Origin of the sequence: Muriicola sp., assembly GCF_041567615.1 — a bacterium.
Lineage (GTDB): Bacteria > Bacteroidota > Bacteroidia > Flavobacteriales > Flavobacteriaceae > Muriicola.
In genome coordinates, this window is sequence record NZ_JBFGBM010000014.1 from 1 (window position 1) to 23,768 (window position 23,768).

The window sequence follows — 23,768 nt, forward strand, 5'->3', positions numbered from 1 at the left end:
AGGTAGCCCGTGCCTCCCACGGTATACTTCTTATCGAGGGTGATGGAAACATCGAAATCGCCCCAAACCCCGTGAAATTCCCTGGCGATGTAGGGATCTGCATGCCATCCCTCGAAATCGTATTCAGCTAGTTTGGGATACCACTGACTCATGGACAGGGCCACATCCTCCTTGTTGTTTCGTCCGGAACGGCGGATCTGTACCGGTACTTGTCCCTCAAAATCCATGTCAAAGGCAGAAGAGCTATTCGGGGTAATGGGATGGTCGAGCGCTACCACCAAAACGGTCCCTTCCAAAGTATAGGAAACCTCTTTTCCGTCCTGGGTAAGAGAGGTGGCTCTCAGATACCCGATCTCATCCGGGCTGAGGGCAGCGATCCTGCTTTTACCATTCTCGTCAACCATTCTCCTGTCCGGATCTGCTATATTTTGTAAGCGCATATCCATCTCGCTTCCGGGCTGGAAGGCGTTAAAGTACATATGGTAGTAAACCCTGTTGAGGGTGTCCGGAGAATTATTGGTGTAAACGAGTTTTTGCTTGCCTGTGTACCTGTAGGTCTCCACATCCATGTTTACGTCCATGGTGTAGTCTACTGCCTGTTGCCAGTAGGTGTGATTCCCCTGGGCATAAGTGCTGTGGATAAGCAGAGAAAAGAAGGATACAATAAACAGGGCATAGGATTTCTTCATCATGATCAAGGTAATTTTGTTTTAGAATCGGATACTTTTTGTGCCAGGATCAGGGCGTTGTACGCATTGGCCATCTTGCCTGTCCTGGAGAGTTGGGCAAAGGGCTTCGCTTTTTCGGGATCACCACCGACAACCACGGTCTGTTTTGTACTCAACCCGGAATCCATGAGGATGCGTTTTACCTCAGCAGCCGTGAGGTCAGGGAAGTAGGACCGTACGAGGGCCGCGATACCGCTGACGGCAGGGGCGGCCATGGATGTCCCACCCTGGAATTCGTATTTACCGCCCGGCATGGTGGAATAAATCCCGCCACCGGGGGCAAAAATGTCGACATTCTTCGCTCCGTAATTGGAAAATGAAGCCACCATTTCCGAGCCGTAGGTGTCATTTAAAGCTCCTACTGTAATGACGTTGTCCGTGTATTCCACATCTCCCAATTTATGATCGTTGGGATAGCCCCGATTGTTCTTATCATCCATATCGAGAGCATCATTTCCGGCGGCATGCACGATAAGCACATCGTTGTCTGCCGCGTATTTGATGGCGTCGTAGACCCACTCTGCGTTGGGGGAGAAGGCTTTTCCAAAACTGGCGTTGATGATCCTGGCTCCATTGTCTACGGCATAGCGGATGCCCAGGGCGATATCTTTATCGTACTCATCCCCATTGGGTACAGCCCTTACGCTCATGATCTCCACGTTGTTGGCCACCCCGTTCACGCCCAGGCCGTTGTTGCGCTCGGCGGCAATGATTCCGGCCACATGGGTACCGTGACTCTCATCCGCTACCCGATTCATGGGATTTCCGTTCCCGTAATTCCGGTCGTTGATATCATAGGGATCATCTCCCACGATCTCTCTCCCGTCAAAATCCACATTGAAGTGGTAATCGATGCGTTCAGTAAAATAATCGATCCCCTCTGTGGCTCGTTCAACATCCTCTTCGATAAGGCCGATCACCTCCGGAATACTGTCCCCGTAGTTGAACATCTGCTGGATGACACTGATACTGCGCTGCAGCCCGGGATCTGTGGTCTCGATGGCCGCCACTTCTTCCTGGGTATAGTCGCCTTTGCCCAGCTTCAGGGAGACGGCATCGTGCGACTGTTTTACGATCCCGAGGATCTGTTCTGTCTGCTGCTTGTTCGACTGGAGCCTCTGCCGGGTCTCTTTGGCCTGTTTCAGTTCTTCATCCAGTTTTTTTCTGGCCTCGGCCCTCATCGCCTCATCGCCCAGGTTCAGCCTCAGGATACGCGTGTACTCCAACTGTTCGTTATAGGCTTCTCCCAGAAAGTTATACCCGTGCACGTCATCCACATAACCATTTCCGTCATCATCGATCCCGTTCCCGGGTTTTTCATCCTTGTTGGTCCAGATCACCTCATCCAGGTCTTCGTGGGTGAGGTCTATCCCTAAATCGAGAACGGCCACGATCACCTTTTTCCCTTTTTTCTTACCTATGATCTCCTCATAGGCCCTGTCTACACTCATCCCGGGGATGGTATCCGTGAGCAGGTCTGCATGGCCCCAGGTCTTTTGTTCCTCTTCTGTGAGTTCAGCAATTTTCAGGGGGACGGTGTCAATGTTTTCGATGGGGGTAGACACTATGTTGATGCTGCCGCATCCCATCATGACAAATCCCGCACTCCAGAGCAGGACGTTTTGTTTCAGATTCTTGATCATTCTCTTTCTTTTAATGAATTTTACTGTAATAACTTCCTTTGTGGGGCAGTCGAATCTTTTCCACACACCCCCTGTCGGCCAGGGTCACGTAGACGGTCTTCCCGTCCTTCCCCCCGAAGGCCAGATTGGAAGGCTTTTTCCCTTTGAGCTGGATTTCCTTCCGGACCTTTCCCCTGGGAGAAACCAGGACCACGGTGCCCTTTCCGTAACGTGTGATCAGCAGGTTGCCCTTCGCATCGCACCGCATCCCGTCCAGCCCGTGGTCTACAAACGAAATCAGCAGCCTTTTGTTATTCACACGACCATCGGGCAGGATATCGTACTTCCATACCTTCCGCTGTTCTGATTCATTCACGTAGAGGTACTTTCCATTCGGGTTTACCTCGATGCCATTGGTGGTCCCCATTCCGGTTTCCAGGAGCACCAGCTCGCCGGCTTTTGGGATCATCCAGAGATTGCCGGTACCATCCTGCCAGTTGGGATCGCTGAGGTAGATCACCCCTGTATCCGAAATCGCAAGGTCATTGGGCTGGTTCATCTCAGGGCTTTCTGCGTACACCTCCGGGGATCTCGATCCCGGGCTTACCCTAAAGACCTTATGCCCGGCATAGTCGGCTATGTACATATTCCCTTCTCTATCAAAGCGTATGCCATTACCTGTACTGCCTTTGGGCAGTTTTAAAAAGACTTCAGCCTGGCCCTTCTCATCCACTCGTCCAACAGTCCCTTCTTCTTTATAATTTACGGCATAGAGCACGCCGTCCTTGTCCACGGCCGGGCCTTCGATCCCCGCCGTAAAACTGAACTCAGGCGTCAGGTCCTCGCTCTGGAAGGCCCATATCGGGTTGCAGAGCAGAGGGGTCAGCAGCAGGTACAGTGCCGGCTTAGGAGAAAATTTCATCGAAGGCATAGGTGTTTTTCAATCGGACCCCTTTTTCTGTGTGCTGCAAGGTGCAGAGTTCCTGGTGGGCGTCGTGTTCCAGGAAGAGGTAAAACTCCTCATCGGCCGCTTTGCTGAGAAAGGCCTCTTTCTCAGGGAGGGTCAGCAAGGGCCGGGTGTCGTATCCCATGACATAGGGCAAAGGAATATGCCCCACGGTAGGGAGCAGATCGGCCATAAAGACCAGGGTCTTTCCCTGGTACCGGATATGGGGGATCATCTGTTTGTCTGTGTGCCCGTTCACGTAAAGGATGTCAAACCCGAGTTCAGGGGCATGTCCAAAAGGCACTTCAGGCACGGAAACGAATTTGAGTTGCCCGCTTTCCTCCATCGGCAGCAGGTTCTCTTTAAGGAAGGAGGCTTTTTCCCTGGTATTGGGATGCACGGCCCACTCCCAGTGGGGTTTGTTGGTCCAGAAAACGGCATTTTTAAAAGCGGGTTCATAGCCCGTCCTGTCTGCATTCCACTGCACGCTTCCCCCGCAATGGTCGAAGTGCAGGTGAGTCATAAAGACGTCGGTGATATCATCCCGGTGAAACCCGGCTTTTTTCAGGGAGTTGTCCAGGCTGTGGTCTCCCCAGCGGTAGTAATAGCTGAAGAATTTATCGGATTGCTTGTCACCCATCCCGGTATCGATAAGGATCAGCCTGTTTCCGTCTTCCAGGAGCAGGCATCGGGCCGCAATGTCGATCATGTTGTTGGCATCCGCAGGATTGGTCTTATTCCAAAGCGATTTGGGCACCACACCAAACATGGCGCCACCGTCTAATTTGAAATTTCCTGCTTCTATGGGGTACAGCTTCATGGAATCGAGCAAACAGGGCGCAAAATAAGAAATGCACGGCCTATAACTGCCTTTCCTTCCGGAATTTAACAAATCCTTGAGCATTCGCAGGTCCAGGAAGCATCCTCCCGGAATTACGGGTATTTCCTGAGGAATTCGTCAGGCTTCGGGCGGGTGTTTACAGAATATTGTTTTTATTTGTTAAATATGCACCCGGGACAAAACACGCGGACCGGGATAAATCATAAGAGATGCTCGAACTGGCAGGGATAATCATTCTGGGAATTGTGGCGCAATGGGTCGCCTGGCGGTTCAAGTTGCCGGCTATCCTCCCGCTCATTCTGATCGGCCTGCTGGTGGGGCCTATCGCCACCCTCTACACGGAGGATGGTTCCAAGCTGATCGAACCCATCTGGAATGGCAAGCAGGGGTTATTTCCCGGGGATGGGCTGTATTATTTCGTTTCCCTGGCGATCAGTATCATCCTTTTTGAAGGTGGACTTACCCTGAAACGGTCCGAGATCTACAACGTGGGCCCTGTGATCACCAAGCTTATCACCGTAGGTACCCTGGTCACATTTTTCGGGGCCGGGATAGCCGCCCATTTTATCTTTGATCTCAGCTGGCAGATCTCCTTCCTGTTCTCGGCCCTGGTGATCGTTACCGGCCCCACGGTCATCACCCCCATCCTGAGGAACATCCCCCTTAAAAAGGACGTTTCGGCCATCCTGAAATGGGAAGGCATCCTGATAGATCCCATCGGTGCCCTCGTAGCGGTATTAGTATTCGAGTTTATCAGTGTAGGGGAAGGGCAGGCCTATACGAAGACGGCCCTGATCGAATTCGGGAAAATACTGCTCTTTGGCTGTACCTTTGGGTTCACCTTTGCCCATGCCCTGGCCTTTGCCATCAAACGAAATTACATCCCTCACTATTTGCTCAACGTGGTGTCCCTTTCTGTGGTGTTGCTGGTTTTTGTAGAGTCGGACATCTTTGCTCACGAATCCGGCCTTTTGGCCGTAGTGGTCATGGGAATGGTCATGGGGAACATGAATCTGCCCAATTTAAAGGAACTCCTGTATTTCAAGGAATCCCTGAGCGTACTGCTGATCTCCATCCTCTTTATCCTGCTGGCTGCCAATATCAACGTGAGCGATATGGAGCTGATTTATAACGGGAACACGGTCATTCTCTTTCTTGTCATCGTCTTCCTGATACGGCCTCTGGGGGTTTTCCTGAGCACCCAGGGTTCCGGGCTAAAGCTCAACGAAAAAGCCTTTATCGGGTGGGTAGGCCCACGGGGGATTGTGGCAGCAGGTATCGCCTCCCTTTTCGGTTCCAAACTAATGGCAAAAGGGGAACCTGGAGCCGAGTATATCACCCCCCTGGTCTTTATGATCGTACTCGGGACGGTTTTGCTGAATGCCACCACGGCACGACTCGTCGCCAGGTGGATCGGGGTCTTCCTCGATCGCTCCGAGGGAATCCTCATCATCGGGGCCAGCCGTATCTCCAGGATCATTGCGAGCTACCTTATGGAAAACAAACGCCATGTGGTGGTGATCGACAACAACGAGACCAACATCGCCAAATGCAAGAAGATGGGGCTGGAAGCGTTTGCGGCCAACATCTACTCAGACACGCTGACCGATAACATAGAGCTCAATGACGTGGGTTACCTCATGGCCCTGACCGGCAACTCGGACATCAACAAGTACGCTATCGATACATTCAAGGATGAGTTCGGGGAGAACGGGTCATTCAGGCTGGTCGACACGGATGAGATGACGGATCCCGAGAACAACCCCAAAGAAGGGCTGTTCTCACATACGGACGACTTTATAAAACTGAGCGAAGCGGTGCGGAAGTACCCTGCCATCCATGAGATCGAACTCAAGGACAAAGAGCATTACGACGGACTCATAGAGATCACCAAGGCCGATGATTACATCATCCCTCTCTTTTTGAAAATGCCTGACGGGAACCTGGAGATCATCCCTTCTTTTAGCAAGGGTTTCCAGAGCATCAATAAAGGATATAAACTGGTCTATCTCGGCAAGCAATTTGAGACACCGGAAAAAAAGCCCGCCTCTAAAACGAGGGTAAAAGCTAGTCGTTGAGCTTCAGTACAGCCATGAAGGCCTGCTGGGGGATCTCCACGTTGCCCACCTGCCGCATGCGTTTTTTACCCTTTTTCTGTTTTTCCAGCAGTTTTCGCTTTCGGGAGATATCGCCCCCGTAACACTTGGCGGTCACATCTTTCCTCAGGGCCTTGATGGTCTCCCGGGAAATGATCTTGGCACCTATCGCTGCCTGGATAGGAATGTCAAACTGCTGCCTGGGGATGAGTTCCTTCAGCTTTTCGCACATCTTCTTCCCGATGTTGGCCGCATTGTCTGCATGGATCAGGGCTGAGAGGGCATCTACCATTTGGGAGTTCAGGAGGATGTCTACGCGCACCAGCTTGGAGACCCGCATTCCAATCGGGGCATAGTCAAAGGAAGCGTACCCCCTGGAGACGGTCTTGAGGCGGTCGTAGAAGTCGAATACAATCTCCGCCAGAGGCATGTCGAAATTTAATTCCACCCTCTCCGGGGTGAGATAGGTCTGGTTAGTGATCTGTCCCCGTTTTTCGATACACAGAGACATCACGTTCCCGACGAAATCTGATTTGGTGATAACCGTCGCCTTGATGTAGGGCTCCTCCACCCGGTCGAGGGTGGAAGGGTCCGGTAAATCTGAGGGGTTGTTCACCGTGATAGGCGTATCCGGGTTCTTCTTGGTGTAGGCCTGGTAGCTCACGTTGGGGACCGTGGTGATCACCGTCATATCGAATTCCCGCTCCAGGCGTTCCTGAATGATCTCCATGTGGAGCATCCCCAGGAAACCGCAACGGAATCCAAAGCCCAGGGCCGCACTGCTCTCCGGTGAAAACACCAGAGAGGCGTCATTGAGCTGTAATTTTTCCATAGAAGAACGCAGCTCCTCAAAGTCTTCCGTGTCTACGGGATAGATCCCCGCGAAGACCATAGGTTTCACGTCTTCAAAGCCCTCAATGGGGTTTTTGGTGGGGTTGTCTGCATCCGTGATGGTATCCCCCACCTTCACTTCCCGCGCGTCCTTGATCCCTGTGATAAGGTAGCCCACATCCCCGGCTTTGATGGCCGGCTTAGGCACCTGGGTAAGTTTTAGGGTGCCCACTTCATCGGCGTAATAATGCTTGCCGGTGGCCACGAATTTGATCTTTTGTCCCTTGCTGATTTGCCCGTTGATCACCCGGAAATAGGTCTCCACTCCCCGGAAGGGATTGTAGACAGAGTCGAAGACAAGGGCCTGGAGAGGCTCGTCCACGTTGCCTTTGGGGGGCGGGACGCGTTCTATAATGGCCTTCAGGATCTCTTCAATCCCAATGCCCGTCTTGGCACTGGCAGGGATCACTTCTTCGGGTTTGCAGCCGAGGAGGTCCACGATGTCATCCGTCACCTCTTCGGGATTGGCACTGGGCAGGTCTACCTTGTTCAGGACCGGGATGATCTCCAGGTCGTTCTCCAAAGCCAGGTAGAGGTTGGAAATGGTCTGGGCCTGAATGCTCTGAGCGGCATCCACCACCAGGAGGGCCCCTTCGCAGGCGGCGATAGACCGGGAAACTTCATAGGAGAAATCGACGTGCCCGGGCGTGTCAATCAGGTTGAGGATGTACTTTTCCCCTTCGTAGGTGTACTCCATCTGTATCGCATGGCTCTTGATGGTGATTCCCCTCTCCCGCTCCAGGTCCATACTGTCCAGCAGCTGTTCCTTCTTCTCCCGCTCCGTGACCGAACCGGTGAAGTCGAGCAGCCTGTCGGCCAGGGTACTTTTCCCGTGGTCGATGTGGGCGATGATACAGAAGTTCCGGATGTGTTTCATTTCCTTTTTTCTCAAGCAATTTTAAAGAGCCGCAAAGATAGGGCGAAAATTGCTTATTCCTGCCATTCGGCTATAAACAAGTTGGTGTCTCGCGTACCGCCGTTGTTGCGGTTGCTGGAAAAGGCCAGGTATTTTCCGTCATTGGAAAAGACGGGAAAGGCGTCAAAGGTCTTTCCGTGGGTCACCCGCTCCAGGTTCTTCCCGTCTATGTCGATAAAATACAGGTTAAAGGGGAAGCCCCTTTCTGCCTCGAAATTGCTGGAGAACAGGATCTTTTTCCCGGAAGGATGGAAGTAGGGACACCAGTTGGCGTTGCCCAAAAAAGTGATCTGCTTGAGGTTGCTGCCATCGGCATCGCAGATAAAGAGCTCCATATTCGTCGGCTCTACCAGGCCCCTGGAAAGGAGGTCCTTGTATTCGGCGATCTCGGACTCTGTTTTAGGCCTGCTAGCCCTGAAGACGATCTTGCTCCCGTCCGGGGAGAAGAAAGCCCCTCCGTCATACCCGAGTTCGTCCGTGATCTGTTTGACGTCACTGCCATCCAGGTTCATGGTGTAGAGTTCAAGGTCTCCGCTGCGCATGGAGGTAAAGACGATCTTGTCTCCCTTTGGAGAGACAGTCGCCTCTGCGTCATACCCGGGTGTATCCGTAAGCTGCGCTGTGATGTTCCCCTCCAGGTCGGCCACGAAAATATCAAAGGTGTCATAGACAGGCCATACGTAATTCCCGTTGGAGCGCAGGGGCACATCCGGGCAGGCTTCTCCTCCCTGGTGGGTAGAGCCGTATACGATGTGCTTGTTGTCCGGGAGGAAATAGGAGCAGGTGGTACGCCCCATCCCCGTGCTGATCATGGGAGGGGTGGTGTCTGCGTATTGTTCATCTGCATTGGCGAGGAAGATCTGGTCGCACTCCACACCCCATTTTTGGTAATCCGACTGGAAGATGAGCATGCTGTCGTCAAAACTCCAGTAGGCTTCGGCATTGTTCCCTCCGAAGGTCACCTGCCGTAACGATTTAAAATATTTTTCCTCCGGATAGATCAGGGTATCTGAGCCCGCCATCAGGGAGGACCCTGTTGCTGTTGTGGATTCTGTTTTCTTTGGGTCCGATTTGCAGCTGAAGACGGCCGATATCGCGATCAAAAGGAGTATTTTTCTCATGCTTTGCCTAATTTAGCTCAAAAATAACCTCAAAAATGATGAAATACAGTTTTTGGCTCATATTTCTTGTCGCAGCTATCTCTTGCAAACAGGAGCCACCCAGGGTCTATACCCTCCAGGACGATGTGTCCTTCCTGGCCAGCGATTCCCTTATGGGGAGGGAAACCGGAACGGCGAATGAACTGATGGCCGCAGACTACCTGGTAAAGCGGTATGAAGGGATCGGGCTAACGCCGGCCGGGAATGCGGGCACCTTCTTCCAGACCTTTACCTTCAAGCCCAAAAACGACCCCCACAAGGAAGTGGAGTATGTGGAGGCTTCAGACAGCACCATCACCGGGACCAACGTTATCGGCTTTATCGACAACAAGGCAGAAAAGACCGTGGTCTTAGGCGCCCATTACGACCACCTGGGGATGGGAGGTCAGGGATCCCTTCACCGGGGCGATGCGGCCATCCACAACGGGGCCGATGACAACGCCAGTGGGGTGGCCGTTTTGCTGCAACTGGCAAAACAACTCAAAGAGGGGGAGCTGAAAGGGAACAATTACCTCATTATGGCCTTTTCCGGGGAGGAGATCGGCTTGCTGGGCTCCAACTACTTTTCCAAGAACCCGACCATAGACCTCGACAAGGTCACCTATATGATCAATATGGACATGGTGGGCCGTCTCCGGGACTCCAAGGTGCTCTCCGTGAGTGGAACCGGCACGGCGCCCATCTGGCCCCAGGTGCTCAACGCCAACAATCCGGGCTTTGAACTGGTCCTGAAGGAGTCTGGGGTAGGTCCGTCTGATCATACCTCCTTCTACCTCCAGGACATCCCCGTGCTTCACTTTTTTACCGGGCAGCACGAGGATTATCACAAGCCCACAGACGATGCGGACAGGCTGAACTACAAGGGGATGGAAGAGATCACGGATTACATCATGGCTGTTATAGGCGAACTGGATGACAACCCCAAACTGGCCTTCCGGAAAACGAAAAATGAAAGCGAGGAAGTACCCCGGTTCAAGGTGGGCCTGGGTGTGATCCCGGATTACCTCTTTGACGGGGAGGGTATGCGGATAGACGGGGTAAGCGAGGACAAACCGGCCCAGAAAGCTGGCCTGCAGAAAGGGGATATTGTCGTGAAGATGGGAGACAGCACGGTGACCGACATGATGAGCTATATGAGGGCCCTGTCTGTCTTTGAAGAGGGGGACGCCACCACTATTACCATCCTCAGGAACGGGAAAAGCATGGACGTAAGGGTAAGCTTTTAGGCACTGAAAAGCATTTCTTACAGAGGTAATGAAGAAAGGACAGCGGCAGGGCTGTCCTTTTTTGTGAGCCATCGGGATTTATTTCATAGATTTACAGTCAACCTACGACACTGTGAGATACCCCATCTTCATCATTTTGGGTCTGCTACCCTTGGTCTTTTTTGGGCAGACCTACTCCGTATCGGGTACCGTAAAGGACGCAGAGGGCAAGCCGCTCCCCTTTGCCAATGTCATCCTCCTGCAGGTCGCGGACAGCACCCAGGTAAAAGGGATCTCCGCAGATGACACCGGACGCTTTTCCCTGAAAGGGATCTCCCCGGACACCTACTACCTCCAGGCCGCGTATTTCGGTTACCGCTCTGTCCTGGTTGGTTTGGACGTCCGCAAAAACATAGAGATAGGCGCCATCGTCCTGGAACCCGATGTGGAATGGCTGGATGAGGTCCTCCTTCTGGGGAACCAGCCCGTAATCGAACGCAAAGCAGACCGCATCATTTTCAATGTGGAAAATACAGTAGCGGGGGAGGGCAATGCCTTTGATGTGTTGCGCAGATCCCCCGGGGTCATCGTTTCGGGGGAGAATTTGGAAATACGCGGGCAGATGGCTACCGTCTACCTCAACAACCGCAAGGTGCAGCTCTCCCAGGATGAGATCAAGGATTTTCTCAGGGGTCTCTCGGGTAATACCATCGCCGCTGTGGAAGTGATCCCCAATCCGCCGGCCAGTTTTGAGGCAGAAGACGGCCCTGTGTTGAATATCAGGACTTCCACCGCTGTGGCCCCGGGCTACAAAGGCAACGTCAGGGCGCAGGCAGAGCAGTCTATCTTCCCCAAGTACAGCTTTGGGACAGGGCATTATTTCAAAGGAGAGAACCTGAGTTTCTTCGCCAATTATACCATCAACCCCAGAAAGGATTTCACCAGGTCCGATATCGGGATCCGTTACAAAGACCCGTCTAATACTACCTTTGCCGACTGGGAGACGAACAACGACATCACCACCCGCTCCTGGGCTCAGCAGGCCACGGCCATCCTCGACTTTACCCCTTCGGAAAAGGACCTGTTCAACCTCACGGCCAATGGGAGTTATTCCCCCAACAAACAGATCCGCAACGAAGTGTTTACAGTGATGCGGGACGGGGCCGGGCAGCTGGATTCCACCCTCCTCAACGAAAGTGAGCTGGATGATAACCTGCTCAACCTTTCCACGGACCTGAGCTACGAGCGCCGCCTGAAAAAAGAAGGGGCCTTTATTCGCGGGAATGCCCACTACACCTATTACGATTTCTCCCGCCAGCAAACGGGGGCCAGCGATTATTTTGACGCGGGCGGGAATTTTTTACGCACCTTCGGTTTCTCTACAGACGCACGTCAGCAGATCGACATCTACACGGGTCAGCTCGATTACTACACCCCTATTAAAAACGGGAATTTTGAGGCGGGGATCCGGGGGTCGTCCATCCGTTCGGAAAGTGCGATCGACTATTTTGATGTCAATAATTCGGAGCCCCCTTTTGACATTGCCCTCTCAGACGAGTTCACCTACAATGAGGACGTGGGGGCCCTCTATGCCAGCGTCTACCAGAACTGGGGAAAATGGTCCCTGAAAATGGGATTGAGGGGGGAACAGACCGATGTGGAGGCCCGGTCCGTAGCCCTGGACCAGATCAACAACCAGAATTATTTTGAACTCTTCCCATCCCTGTTTATCAGCCGGCAGGTAGGGGAGGAGAACAGCCTGACCTTCGATTACAGCCGCCGTATCACCCGGCCTAAATACTCAGATCTCAACCCTTTCCGCTACTTCCTGAACGAGAACGATTTTGATGAGGGGAATCCCAACCTGGTGCCCGCTTTCAGTCATAATTTCAACCTGAACTTTACGATCAAGGACACCTATTTTATCGACTTCTACTTCAGGGACAACGGGGCCTTTATCAGCAGGCTTACCTTCCAGGACAACCGAAACCAGACCCTGAGGGAGATCAAGCAGAATGTGCTGGAGAGCACCTCCTATGGGCTCGACTTTACCCTGGCCACCTCCCTCACCAACAGATGGTACGTCTATTTCTACAACTCTATCTTCTATGAAGACGAGACCTTCCTGGCTGTGGAGAGCCCTATCATACAGTACACGAATGAAGTATCGGGCTACTATGGGAATCTGAGCAACATTTTCACCCTGTCCAAGGACGGGAGCTGGAAGGCAGACACCTCCCTGACCTACCTCACGGGCTTCCTGTACGGGTCATTCCAGGTCTCGGAGATGATCACCCTCAATGCCGGGATCCGCAAAACCCTCTGGAACAACCGGGCCGTGGTTTCCCTCACGGCGGAGGACCTGCTGAGGAGGGCCAATGGGACCTATGTTTCCCGCTACTCCAATCAGGACAATACCCATTTTTCCCGTCCGGAGACCCAGTTCGTGCGCCTGAGTTTTACCTATAATTTCGGGAACTTCAGGCTTTCCAGTGCCGATGGGGACATCCAGAAAACGGAACTTCAACGCCTTGATAACGAGTAAATTCCTGTTAATTCGTCCTTTCTTTTTAATTTTGCCCCTCAGATCCTGAAAAGATGCCTAAGATAGGAGACATACAACTGCCGGATTTTCCGCTCCTGCTCGCCCCCATGGAGGATGTAAGCGACCCCCCTTTCCGCGCCCTGTGCAAGGAGCAGGGTGCCGATGTGGTCTACACGGAATTCATCTCCTCAGAAGGGCTGATCCGGGATGCGGCTAAAAGCGTGATGAAGCTCGACATCTATGAAAAGGAACGCCCGGTAGGGATACAGATCTTCGGGGCCAACCTCGATTCCATGCTGCAATCCGTGGAGATCGTGGAGAAATCCAACCCGGATATCATCGACATCAACTTTGGCTGCCCGGTAAAGAAGGTGGTCTGCAAAGGGGCCGGGGCCGGTATTTTAAAGGATATAGACAAGATGGTCTCCCTCACCGAGGCCATGGTGAAGCACACCAAACTGCCGGTGACAGTAAAGACCCGCCTTGGCTGGGACGAAGCCTCTATCCGTATCGTGGAGGTGGCAGAGAGGCTGCAGGACGTCGGTTGCCAGGCTATAGCCATCCACGGGCGTACCCGCGTACAGATGTACAAGGGTGAGGCCAATTGGTATCCCATAGCTGAGGTAAAGAACAACCCCCGCATGCATATCCCGGTCTTCGGGAACGGGGACGTAGACAGCCCGGAAGCCGCCATGCGGATGAGAGACGAATTTGGCCTGGACGGGGCTATGATAGGGAGGGCCAGCATAGGCTATCCCTGGTTCTTCAAAGAGGTAAAACACTACTTTGAGACGGGCACCCACCTCGCGCCTCCTACCATGGAAGAGCGGGTAGATGCGGCCAGAAGGCATCTGCAGATGGCGATCGACTGGAAAGGGGAGAAACTGGGCGTTTTCGAGACCCGCCGGCACTACACAAATTACTTCAAGGGGATCCCCAACTTCAAGGAGCTACGGATGAAGATGGTGACCAGTGATGATGCGGCCGATGTCTTTGCCGCCTTTGACGAGGCCCTGGAGACCTTTGGCCACCACCAGTTCGCCTAGGCAGCCAGCAACTTTTTATTGACCCGGCTGCTCGCGATCCGGGCAGCGATCACCCCCAGGACTAGGATGGTTCCCAGGACGATCAGCACATCCACCCATCTGTATTCTACCGGGTAGGCCAGGGATGGCGTGATCTTCAGCCAGCCAAACAGGAGTTGAGACCAGATCAGGAGGGAGGCGATAAAGATCCCCAGGAGACCGCCCAGGCCGGTCACGATCACCCCCTGCAGGAAATAGATATGCCGGATTTGTTTGACCGTGGTCCCCAGGCTGTAGAGGGTGCGGGAATTTTGCTGTTTGTCCAGGATCATCATGATGATAGCTCCTACTACGTTAAAGAGGGCGATGATGAGCACCAGGGTAAAGATGAGGTAGGTAGCCAGGTTTTCTGTGTTCAGCATGCGGTAGAGGGTACTGTTCTGCTGCTGCCGGTCTTTGAGGCCCACCTCTGGCCCCACCACGGCGTTGATCTTTTCTCTGACCTCTTTCACGTCTGCTTCCGGCTCCAGTTCAAAGTCGATCCCTGAAATCTCCTCCGGGCTGCGCTCGAGTAAGGCCTGTACCAGGGGCAGGGCAGTAAAGACGTATTTCTTGTCGAGGTTCTCTTCCACGGCATAGACTCCGGCAGTTACCAGGGCCAGCTGGTTGTAAGGTTTCGCCTGGAGGGAAGGGCTCCCTTTCCCTGGTTTGGGTGCCAGTACGATGAGGGGGTTGCGGTAGTCGTCTATGACCAGCCCCAGCATATTGGCGATGCCGAGTCCGACCACTCCCTGCTGATTCTCGATGGCCCATTGCCCCCAGTAGAGGGCAGAGTCGATTCGTGTGGCCCGGGCATAGGCAGAATCCACCCCTTTGATCCAGGCCACGTGGCTCTTTTGCTGGTGGGTGAGGTAGACGCGCTCTTCCAGTTCTGCCGAATAGGAGGCAATTCCGGGGATTCGGTTGAGTTGTTCTTTTTGATCAGAAGTAAGGCTGAAGTATTTTCCGGTCAGGGGCTCGGCTTTCAGGGCGGGGTCAAAGGTTTCGCTAAAGGAGAGGGAAAAGGTCTTGAGGCCGGCAAAGCCCGAAAGCACAATAAACAGGGCTGCCGAACCGATGACGATGACCAAAAAGGTGATAAAGTTGATGACGTTGACCGCGTTCTGGCTGCTCTTGGCGCGCACATAGCGCTTGGCGATGTACCAGGGGAAATTCATGGTCAGGATTTCTTTCTGCGGGGCAGGAGGTCCGGGTTTTCTATGGGGTTGTCCCCTTTTTTCAGGGAGCGTTCAATGCCGTCTATGTATTCCAGGGAATCGTCCAGGTAGAAATGGAGTTCGGGCATACGCCGGAGCTGGTGGCGGGTGCGCTGGGCCAGTTCGTGCCGGATCACGCCGTTGCTCTCCTTGATCTCCTCCATGATCTTCCCTGATTTGTCCGTGGGAAAGATGCTCACGTATACCTTGGCGATAGACAGGTCGGTGGTCACGCTGACCTTGGAAATAGAGATCAGGGTGCCCTGCGCTCCCTGTGAAGCTGCCCGCTGCAGGATATCTGCCAGGTCTTGCTGCAACAAACCGCCTATCTTTTTCTGTCTCTGGGTTTCCATAGGGCAAAAGTAAGGAGAATAGTTTAATGAATGGAAATGAGATTAATTCCAAGCCTGCCTGCCGGCAGGCAGGCACCAAATTTCAAATTCCAAAGTAACCAGTTTATATCCTCCCCTCCTGGGAGGGGCTGGGGGTGGGTGATGTTATACGGAAAGAGTACCTTGGGTAAAGTTGTATTTCGGTCTAGCATAAAGCTTTCTTTTTCTTTTCCGTTCATTTTTTCTTGATAAAAAACGAACCAAAAAATCAAGAAGGTTTGTAGGAAATTTTTTGTCTGAGTGTTTCGATGAATTCGAATGCTTTCTGTCTGAGACAAAAACCATGGTCGCGGCTTATCGCTCCATGCTCTTTTTTGCCTGCTTTTAGCCATTTTTTGTCCAAGCAATTTGAAAACCAGGCAAAACGCACTTCCGCTTGCCTTGCCATTATTTCTGGCAAACCTTCGGGATTTTCGAATAAATGGTTTTGCCAATCGTTTACCCTCTTTTGGAATTTGGCCCCGATAGCTATCAGGCTTGGAATTTGGAATTTGGAATTTCTCTAGGTATCAGGAAACCAGCGACAAAATTTCCTTTAGCCTTTCTTCCTTAATGGGTTTGGAAATAAAGTCGGTCACCTGCTTCTTGTTGAGGGCGCGTTCCTTGTCGGCGGGGTTGATGGAAGAGCTGAGTACAAAGATCTTGATCTCCTTTTTCCCTGGGATAGGAGCTTTGTCGAGGGCGCTGAGAAAGTCCCATCCGTCCATGATGGGCATGGTCAGGTCCAGGAAGAGAACATCCGGGAGGGGCTCCTCCTTGTGAACGAGGTCCATCAGGCCTTCCAGGGCTTCCTGTCCGTTGTTCCAGACATGGGTTTCCAGGTTCAGGCCCAGTTGCTTCAGCATGAGTTTCATGCCAAAGACCACGATGGGGTCATCATCCACAATAGCTGTTCTCAGGATCTTGCTCATTTTACTTTCAAGGTTTCTTTAAGGTGACACTAAATATGCTTCCTTCTCCCGGCGTACTGCTAACCACAATGGTCCCTCCCATGGACTCGATCTGGTTCCTTGTGATGAACAGTCCGATCCCACGGCTTTCAGGGTGGTGGTGGAAGGTCTTGTACATGCCGAAGATTTTTTCTCCGTGTTTTTTCAGGTCGATCCCCAGCCCGTTGTCTTCTATGTGAAGCACGAGGCGTTTGGCCCGGGATTCTGTTGTAATACTAATCTCCCCGGGTTTCTCAGGGTCCCTGTATTTTACCGCATTGGTCATCAGGTTCAGCACGGCGCTTTCCACATAGGCCATGACCCCCATCACCACGGACCCCTTAGGCACCTCGATCTTCAGGGCCACTTCATTGGAGGCGAACAGGGCTTCCAGACTCTGACTCACCTTGTGGATGATGTCGTGCAGGTCAAGGGAGGTCATCTTGTGTTCGGCTTCGGTCTTGATCTGCACCACTTCGTTCAGGTGGGCGATGGTATCATTGAGGCCGGTAGCGGCCTTTTTGAGCATCTGCAAGGCGTTCTGCTTATCTTCTTCTGTAATGCGGTCTTCCAGGAGGAAATCGGTCAGCATAGACAGGTTAGACCCGTGAGAACGCATGTTGTGAGAGACGATATGGGCAAAATTCATCAGGCTTTCATTCTGGTAGGTGGTGGTGTTGAGCAGGTGCTTCATCTCTGCCTCGGCATTTTTCTGGTCGGTGATGTCCCAGTTGGCCCCGGTCATTTTCAAGGGATTTCCATCTTTATCGGTTGAGACTATAGCCTCGGCATGTATCCATCTCACTTCGTTTTCCGGCCAGAGAATACGAAAATCCATGTTCAATTTATTCTTCCCTTCTATGGCTTGCTGCACTGCTTTGGCTGACCCTTCCTTGTCCTCGGGATGCACAGTAGCCTCCCAGGCTTCATAGACCCCGTTGAATCTATCTTTCGTAATGCCATAGAGTTTATACATATTGTCATCCCATTCCAGGATGTTGTTCACAATATCGAAATCCCAGATTCCGATCCTGGCAGCATTGGTGGCGATCTGGAGTCGCTCCCGGACCTTTGCAGCCTCCAGCTCTGCCCTTTTCCGGGTATCGATGTCCTGGAAGGTGCCGCTGATGCGCACGCATTTTCCGTTGATCATTTCGGGTTCCCCTATGGCGCGTACCCAGATCTCCCGCCCTTTTTGGGTGACAAGGATGAGCTCCGTATCCCAGGGTGTTCCCTTTTCGATTCCCTCATTTACGAGCCTGGTTATAGTGTCCCGGCTAACCCCTTCCTTGTAGAAATTGATCCCGGTCTCAAGGTCAGGGATGAAATCCTGGGGGACCTCATGTATCTCCTTGGTGATAGATGACCAGTAAATGGTGCTTTTGTTCAAATCCACGATCCAGCTGCCTACCCGGGCCATGCGCTGGGCCTTGAGATGCAGATCTTCTCCCAGCATCCTGCGGGTCACCTTTTCAAGTAGCAACATGATCATCTCTTTCCCGTCTATTCCGTTTTGCCAGGGGTTGATCTTCCACTGGTACCAGTCGGCCTCCCCATCCGGATGCAGGAATTTCATGGGCTGTGAACGGCTGCTGATCCCTTCCTTTGCCAGCTGCAGATCCACATAAAGTTCGTTAGGCAGGCGGTCCTTTATGTCGAGGAAGGAGGTTCCCAGGGCGGATTCATTCAGATTGAAAGATCTGGCCAGCATTCTCGAAATCGCGGTAAAGTTGAGGTCTTTATCAAGGATGGCGACGGCAAAGGGCGCGTCGTAGAGTGGGATGGAGGTATTCACCATAGGGTTGAGATTGGTCTTACAAAAAAAATGGTTGGCTTACATCGAAGATAGAAAATTCTTACATAATTCCCATTTTTAGAACAAGTTATATCCCCATTTATTGTGGGTTTCCCGTGGTTTTTTAGCAGATTCTCCTTTTTTTTTGGGATATAGTCTGGACTAGGGGCCGGATTTTAAATAAAATGCCCTTAAAAGGCTATTTTTGAAAGAGAATTCACAGCATGAAAAAAATAGAACACCTGGGCATTGCCGTCAAAAACCTGGAAGAGAGCAACGCACTCTTTGCCAGGCTCTTCGGCACTCCCCACTACAAGACGGAAGAAGTGGCCTCAGAAGGGGTTAAGACTTCCTTTTTTAAGGCGGGCCCCAACAAGATAGAACTCCTGGAAGCCACCCACCCGGACAGCCCCATCGCGAAATTCATTGAAAAGAAAGGGGAGGGCATCCACCATATCGCCTTTGACGTGGAAGACATCCGGGCAGAGATCGCCCGCCTCAAAGCCGAGGGCTTTACCGTCCTGAATGAAGAGCCCAAAATGGGCGCAGATAACAAATGGGTGGCCTTTTTACATCCTAAAACGACCAATGGAGTTCTGATTGAACTCTGCCAGGAAAGGGAGTAAATGCTCTAAAGGCATGTCGGGCGGGTATACATCTCCCTCAAGTCTCACCAAAATCCTGGAATCTTTCGAACCTTCGACCGGGAAATTGAATGACAAACCGGGCCTTTAGGTGTTTGGTCTAATCTTTAGTAATTTCTGACTATCTTTCCTGTATAAGAGTCCTGTACAGGATGAATGTGAAGAAGCTACATACTGCACTCCTTGAAGAATTATTCGGTCCGATTTTCCTGCGGATCCTCCAACAGGATCACACCCTGCGCATCGTCCATCTGATGGATAAAGAACGAATTTCCAGGACGCTTGGGATCGTGCGTTTCCGGAATACTGAACACCCGCTGATCGCGGCCGCCCATGGACGCATCACAGCAGGCGAACTTCTTGGGAAGACCCTGGTGGATGGGGGGATCCCCTACACCAAAGACTTGATGTTTCAGTGTGGAGTATGCCTGCCGGAATGGGTAAAACGCGATTTTAAGACGGATCAGAACCACAGTGTGGCCAATTATTCACAGATATCCATCAGGAATGGTGCTCCCGGCCAATCTTTTTTGTATGCGGAAATATTTGAGATTATCCCCCCGGAAATCATACATTTAATACCCAAACCCCCATTAACTCACCTGACTCCGGAAGAGGATCGGGCAGAACTGCTTGGCTTTGCAGGCATCACGGTTGCATTAAAAGACACGGAATGATGATGAAATGTATAGTCATAGGCGCTGGGCCGGGAGGTATCGTGGCCACCAAGGAACTGCTGGAAAAGGGGATCACAGAGGTAGTCTGCCTGGAGCAGGCATCGGGCCTTGGCGGGGTCTTTTCCCGCAGCTATGACAACCTAGTGCTCACCTCCTCAGTGACCTTCAGCATGTTCTCGGATTATTGGGTAGGGGAAGGCAAGAGCCATCATTTCTGGACCAAAGAGGAGGCCGTGGCATATTGGACCTCCTATGCCGAACACTTCCGTGTCCTGGACCACATCCGTTTTGAGAGTCGGGTAGAAGCCGTGTCACAAAATGATGACAGGAGCTGGGAGGTCCGGCTTGCTGACGGGGAAGCCCTCCATTGCGTCCACCTGGTGGTCGCCATCGGCAACAATAACATCCCGAGGTACCCAAAATGGACGAAAGAACTCACAGAAGTTTCTTTTTCACATTCCAAGGAGTATACCAATGCAGAACCTTTCAAGGGCAAGAACGTACTGGTGGTGGGCGGAGGAGAATCCGGGTCGGACGTAGCCTACGAGATCTCCCAGGTGGCCAATCGGTCGTGGGTGAGTTTGCGGGAGACCACCGGGTGGATCGTGCCCCGGAAAAGGGGAGGGCACGCTGCTGATGTCTCCACGCACAGGGGTATTTGGGACCTGCCCCGGGAATACGGCCGCAAGCTAAGCCCGTTTGTCCTCAAACTGGAACGGGGCCGCAAGGACCCTGTCTTTGACGCCCTGGCTGACCTCAATGAAAAGGTAAGGTCGCGCAATGGGATCTGGGGGATCTTCGGGACCAAGACCCTGGCCCTGCCCAAGGCCATAGCGCATCATGGATGCAGGGTGGTAGGGGCCGTCACCCGGGTAAAGGATGGCGGGAGAACCCTGGTAACGGCTGATGGAGCCGTCCTGGAAGATGTGGATGCTGTTGTTTTCAGTACAGGCTACCTCAACCGGGCCGATTTTATGCCCGAAGGTTTGGAAGCCTGTGACCCCCGAAGCCTGTACAAACACATGTTCCATCCGGATTACGGAGACCAGTTGGCCTGGATCGGATGGGCCAGGCCCGGTTTTGGAAGCCAGTTCCCTATCATGGAAATGCAGGCGCGATATTGCGCCCTGATCTTCGACGGGGATATGAAACTCCCGGAGAAAGAAGAAATGATACAGGCAGCAAAGCAAGACGAGGCCATGTACCTGGAACAATTTGAGGAGAACGCCACGAGGATCCGAAGTTTGGTGGACTATCACCGCTACATGAACGGCATGGCGAAGATCATAGGTTGCTACCCTCCCCTGCGCTCTTATTTCTTCACTCACCCAAAGATCTGGCTCCACCTGATGTACGGCCCAACACAAGCCACCCAGTTCAGGCTCAGGGGTCCCGGAAAAAAGGTAAAACTGGCCCATGAGATCATCGAACAATTGCCCATAAGCACCTACAACCATATCGTAAAAGCGGGGCTCAGGGGACGGATCTATTTTGGTCTGCGCTCACTCATCCCCTCCTTTATGAGACCGGCGTCATAAGTGAATGCCCTGCCGTCAGGATGGGCAGCAGGATAAAGAGAACGCTCTTCCCATGTGGAAAAGGAACCCATTTTTTGAAATGATCACTCGATTTAGGGAGGTTCGCCTGTTTGGGGCCTTTTTGTGGGGCCTTCTGCTGTTGGGGTGTAGTGGAAGTCCCGAGGTCCGGGTCCGGAAGGATCTCCCCAACATCCTGGTTCTGGTAGCAGACGACCTGGGATACTCAGACCTGGGGTCTTTTGGGGGGGAGATACACACCCCGAACATAGACAGCCTGGCCATGGCCGGCATGCGGTTCAGCAGGTTTCATACGGCACCTATGTGCGCCCCCAGCCGCGCCATGCTCCTGACCGGGAATGACAACCATGTTGCCGGATTGGGCAGGCAGGCCCTGGAAGTGGAAGTCTTCGGATACGAAGGGCACCTGACCGAAAGGGTGGCCCCCCTGCCTGAGATCCTCCGGGAATACGGATACCATACCTATATGGCCGGGAAATGGCACCTGGGTTCCCAGCCACAATACAATCCGCAGGCACTTGGGTTTGAACACTCCTATGTCCTGCTCGAAGGGGTGGGGAACCATTTTAACGGCATAAGTTTCTTTGGCCCGGGAGCAACCTCGAATTATACCGAAGACGGGAGAACCACCCAGTGGCCCGAAGGGACCTACTCCACAGACCGGTATACCGATAAGCTGATCTCCTATATCGAGACCCAACAGGAGGATGGGGAGCCTTTTTTTGCCTATGCGGCCTATACGGCACCCCACTGGCCCCTGCAGGTCGACAAAAAGTACAGCAGCAAGTACGAAGGGAGGTACGATGCCGGGTATGAAGACCTGAGGGAGCGCAGGTTCCGGAGCCTAAAGGATTCCGGCCTGATCCCGGAAGAAGCTGAATTACCCGCCCTTCATCCCTCCATCCGCCCCTGGGCATCTCTTTCTGAGGAAGAACAGAAAAGGGAATCCCGGAAAATGGAGATCTATGCAGGGATGGTAGACAACCTGGACGAGAATATCGGGAGGATCATTCACCACTTAAAGGAGGCAGGGGTGTATGAGAACACCCTGATCATCTTCCTTTCAGACAACGGGGCAGCCGGGGAGGACTATTTCTCGGACCCCGAAATCAGGCCCTACGTCAATCCCTATTTCAATGATGACTTCGAGACTATGGGAGAGCCCGATTCCTTCATTTCCTACGGGCCTCCCTGGGCAGAGGCGGCTACCCCGGCATTCCGGTACTACAAGGAGTTCACCACCAATGGAGGCATCATAACGCCCATGATCATCACGGGACCGGGGATAGGTCCTGCGGGCACGAGTGAGGCATTTGCCTCCATCATGGATATTGCGCCCACTGTCCTGGACCTCACGGGCATCCCCTATCCCGAAACCTGGAAAGGCCGGAGCGTATATCCCATGCGAGGGGAGTCCCTGGTGCCCGTTCTCTCGGGTAAAAAGTCCTCGGCCCATTCGGAGGACTATGTATTCGCCCTGGAGCACGCAGAATACACCATGCTGCGAAAGGGGGATTGGAAGATCACCAACAGTACCCGCCCCTTCCGGGAATCCCGGTTTGAGCTTTTCGACCTGTCCAGGGACCTGGGGGAACAGCAGGACCTCAGGCTGCAGGCACCGGAAAAGTACCGGGAGTTGTTGAAGGAATGGGAGGACTTTTCACGGGAAGTGAGGCTTCAATTCCCCAGGTGATCCCATCAGGGTCACTTAATTGTAGGGACAGTTTCGGCTTTGTGTTCTTTTATTTTGTAATTTACTACGAACCAGCCACATATCCATGTCCGGAGCCTCTGCCATATTGCTCATCTGCATGATAAGCACCACCTTGTCATGCAAGCAAACCAAGGGTATGAAACATGTCTTTTATCTTCACGGTATGATCGTTTCGGTGCAGGGCAAGCACGCGGTTAGCGAGGAATTCGGCCCCTATGAATACGAAGCCATCATCGATGCCCTGAAAGCTGATGGGTACGAGGTACATGCCGAGGTGCGTACCACCCAAACCGATTTTGACGACTTCTGCCGGAAGACATCCGGCGAGATAGACCAGCTGATCGAAAAAGGCGTATCCCCCCGTGACATTACCGTCATTGGAGCCTCCATGGGCGGACTGATGGCCATGCAGGTCTCCCACCTAAACCCCCAACCCGTGAACTATGTGCTACTGGGGGCGAACAGCGACCGCAATGAAAAGCAATTTGACTGGCACCTCCACGGGCATGTACTGGGGATCTACGAAGCCTCGGACCAGATCGCAGGGAAGGATTACACCTACTGGATAGAGCGCTCTCCTGAGGCTGAGACCTTTGAACAAATAGGCATCAATACCGGACTGGGGCATGGTTTTTTATACACCCCAAACGAAGCCTGGATGGGTCCGGCCAGGGAGTGGATACAGAAAGAACAAGCTAAAGCACCTATGTGAAAATAAACTGAAAACCAACCTTAAAAACCGATAACCAACCAAAAGACCAACCCATGAAAAAAGTGTTTTACTACGCCGCTTCCGCGCTCATGCTGGGGCTGGTGATCCATTGCAGTCA

19 protein-coding genes and 1 pseudogene are annotated in these 23,768 nt (G+C 52.7%); 9 read left to right on the forward strand and 11 right to left on the reverse strand.

Going from position 1 to position 23,768, the window contains the following annotated elements:
• The 4 genes and pseudogenes from ABYP73_RS01850 to ABYP73_RS01865 all read right to left on the reverse strand — a co-directional run.
• Positions 1-689 (reverse strand): annotated as a pseudogene (locus tag ABYP73_RS01850) (M1 family peptidase); the annotation flags it as partial.
• A 5-nt stretch (positions 690-694) separates the two neighbouring features.
• Positions 695-2,371, reverse strand: a complete 1,677-nt coding sequence (locus ABYP73_RS01855; protein ID WP_372944947.1) for a S8 family peptidase — start codon at positions 2,369-2,371, stop codon at positions 695-697.
• Positions 2,372-2,381: 10 nt separating this feature from the next.
• Complete coding sequence (locus ABYP73_RS01860) at positions 2,382-3,272, reverse strand: SMP-30/gluconolactonase/LRE family protein (RefSeq protein WP_372973284.1); 891 nt, start codon at positions 3,270-3,272, stop codon at positions 2,382-2,384.
• Complete coding sequence (locus ABYP73_RS01865) at positions 3,256-4,116, reverse strand: MBL fold metallo-hydrolase (protein WP_372973285.1); 861 nt, start codon at positions 4,114-4,116, stop codon at positions 3,256-3,258. Before ABYP73_RS01865 ends, ABYP73_RS01860 begins: the two co-directional genes overlap by 17 nt.
• 230 nt (positions 4,117-4,346) lie before the next feature.
• Here ABYP73_RS01865 and ABYP73_RS01870 point away from each other — a divergent pair, with 230 nt between their 5' ends.
• The gene (locus ABYP73_RS01870; protein ID WP_372945518.1) at positions 4,347-6,215 is read left to right on the forward strand and encodes a cation:proton antiporter; all 1,869 of its coding nucleotides are present in this window, start codon (positions 4,347-4,349) and stop codon (positions 6,213-6,215) included.
• On the opposite strand, the gene lepA is transcribed toward ABYP73_RS01870, so the two are convergent.
• Together lepA and ABYP73_RS01880 are read right to left on the reverse strand one after the other, a co-directional pair.
• Complete coding sequence (gene lepA, locus ABYP73_RS01875; RefSeq protein WP_372973294.1) at positions 6,205-8,001, reverse strand: translation elongation factor 4; 1,797 nt, start codon at positions 7,999-8,001, stop codon at positions 6,205-6,207. The two genes, ABYP73_RS01870 and lepA, sit on opposite strands and share 11 nt — an antisense overlap.
• A gap of 53 nt (positions 8,002-8,054) precedes the next feature.
• Positions 8,055-9,161, reverse strand: coding sequence for a TolB family protein (locus tag ABYP73_RS01880; protein ID WP_372945519.1), 1,107 nt, complete (start codon positions 9,159-9,161; stop codon positions 8,055-8,057).
• Positions 9,162-9,199: 38 nt separating this feature from the next.
• Here ABYP73_RS01880 and ABYP73_RS01885 point away from each other — a divergent pair, with 38 nt between their 5' ends.
• From ABYP73_RS01885 to dusB, 3 genes are all read left to right on the forward strand, one after another.
• On the forward strand, positions 9,200-10,426 hold the full coding sequence (locus ABYP73_RS01885; protein WP_372973286.1) for a M28 family peptidase: 1,227 nt from the start codon (positions 9,200-9,202) through the stop codon (positions 10,424-10,426).
• A gap of 112 nt (positions 10,427-10,538) precedes the next feature.
• Positions 10,539-12,950, forward strand: coding sequence for an outer membrane beta-barrel family protein (locus ABYP73_RS01890; protein WP_372973287.1), 2,412 nt, complete (start codon positions 10,539-10,541; stop codon positions 12,948-12,950).
• Positions 12,951-13,003: 53 nt separating this feature from the next.
• Complete coding sequence (gene dusB, locus ABYP73_RS01895) at positions 13,004-13,996, forward strand: tRNA dihydrouridine synthase DusB (protein WP_372945258.1); 993 nt, start codon at positions 13,004-13,006, stop codon at positions 13,994-13,996.
• Here dusB and ABYP73_RS01900 read toward each other — a convergent pair.
• From ABYP73_RS01900 to ABYP73_RS01920, 5 genes are all read right to left on the reverse strand, one after another.
• Positions 13,993-15,192, reverse strand: coding sequence for an ABC transporter permease (locus ABYP73_RS01900; RefSeq protein WP_372973288.1), 1,200 nt, complete (start codon positions 15,190-15,192; stop codon positions 13,993-13,995). The two genes, dusB and ABYP73_RS01900, sit on opposite strands and share 4 nt — an antisense overlap.
• A gap of 2 nt (positions 15,193-15,194) precedes the next feature.
• The gene (rbfA, locus tag ABYP73_RS01905) at positions 15,195-15,584 is read right to left on the reverse strand and encodes a 30S ribosome-binding factor RbfA (RefSeq protein ID WP_372945256.1); all 390 of its coding nucleotides are present in this window, start codon (positions 15,582-15,584) and stop codon (positions 15,195-15,197) included.
• Positions 15,585-15,607: 23 nt separating this feature from the next.
• A complete protein-coding gene (locus ABYP73_RS01910) occupies positions 15,608-16,057 on the reverse strand; it encodes a hypothetical protein (RefSeq protein ID WP_372945255.1) in 450 nt (149 codons plus the stop codon).
• Positions 16,058-16,132: 75 nt separating this feature from the next.
• The gene (locus ABYP73_RS01915) at positions 16,133-16,534 is read right to left on the reverse strand and encodes a response regulator (protein WP_372945254.1); all 402 of its coding nucleotides are present in this window, start codon (positions 16,532-16,534) and stop codon (positions 16,133-16,135) included.
• Between the two features lie 7 nt (positions 16,535-16,541).
• Positions 16,542-18,350: a PAS domain-containing protein gene (locus ABYP73_RS01920; protein ID WP_372973289.1), complete on the reverse strand. Its 1,809-nt coding sequence runs from the start codon at positions 18,348-18,350 to the stop codon at positions 16,542-16,544.
• Between the two features lie 221 nt (positions 18,351-18,571).
• Between ABYP73_RS01920 and mce the strand changes: the two genes are divergently transcribed.
• From mce to ABYP73_RS01945, 5 genes are all read left to right on the forward strand, one after another.
• Positions 18,572-18,973 (forward strand): methylmalonyl-CoA epimerase, encoded by a 402-nt coding sequence (gene mce, locus ABYP73_RS01925; RefSeq protein ID WP_372945252.1) that lies wholly within the window; start codon positions 18,572-18,574, stop codon positions 18,971-18,973.
• Positions 18,974-19,143: 170 nt separating this feature from the next.
• Positions 19,144-19,668: a hypothetical protein gene (locus ABYP73_RS01930; protein ID WP_372973290.1), complete on the forward strand. Its 525-nt coding sequence runs from the start codon at positions 19,144-19,146 to the stop codon at positions 19,666-19,668.
• Complete coding sequence (locus tag ABYP73_RS01935) at positions 19,665-21,206, forward strand: flavin-containing monooxygenase (RefSeq protein ID WP_372973291.1); 1,542 nt, start codon at positions 19,665-19,667, stop codon at positions 21,204-21,206. Before ABYP73_RS01930 ends, ABYP73_RS01935 begins: the two co-directional genes overlap by 4 nt.
• A gap of 79 nt (positions 21,207-21,285) precedes the next feature.
• The gene (locus tag ABYP73_RS01940; protein ID WP_372973292.1) at positions 21,286-22,917 is read left to right on the forward strand and encodes an arylsulfatase; all 1,632 of its coding nucleotides are present in this window, start codon (positions 21,286-21,288) and stop codon (positions 22,915-22,917) included.
• 157 nt (positions 22,918-23,074) lie between these two features.
• Positions 23,075-23,650, forward strand: coding sequence for a hypothetical protein (locus tag ABYP73_RS01945; protein ID WP_372973293.1), 576 nt, complete (start codon positions 23,075-23,077; stop codon positions 23,648-23,650).
• Positions 23,651-23,768: the final 118 nt, after the last annotated feature.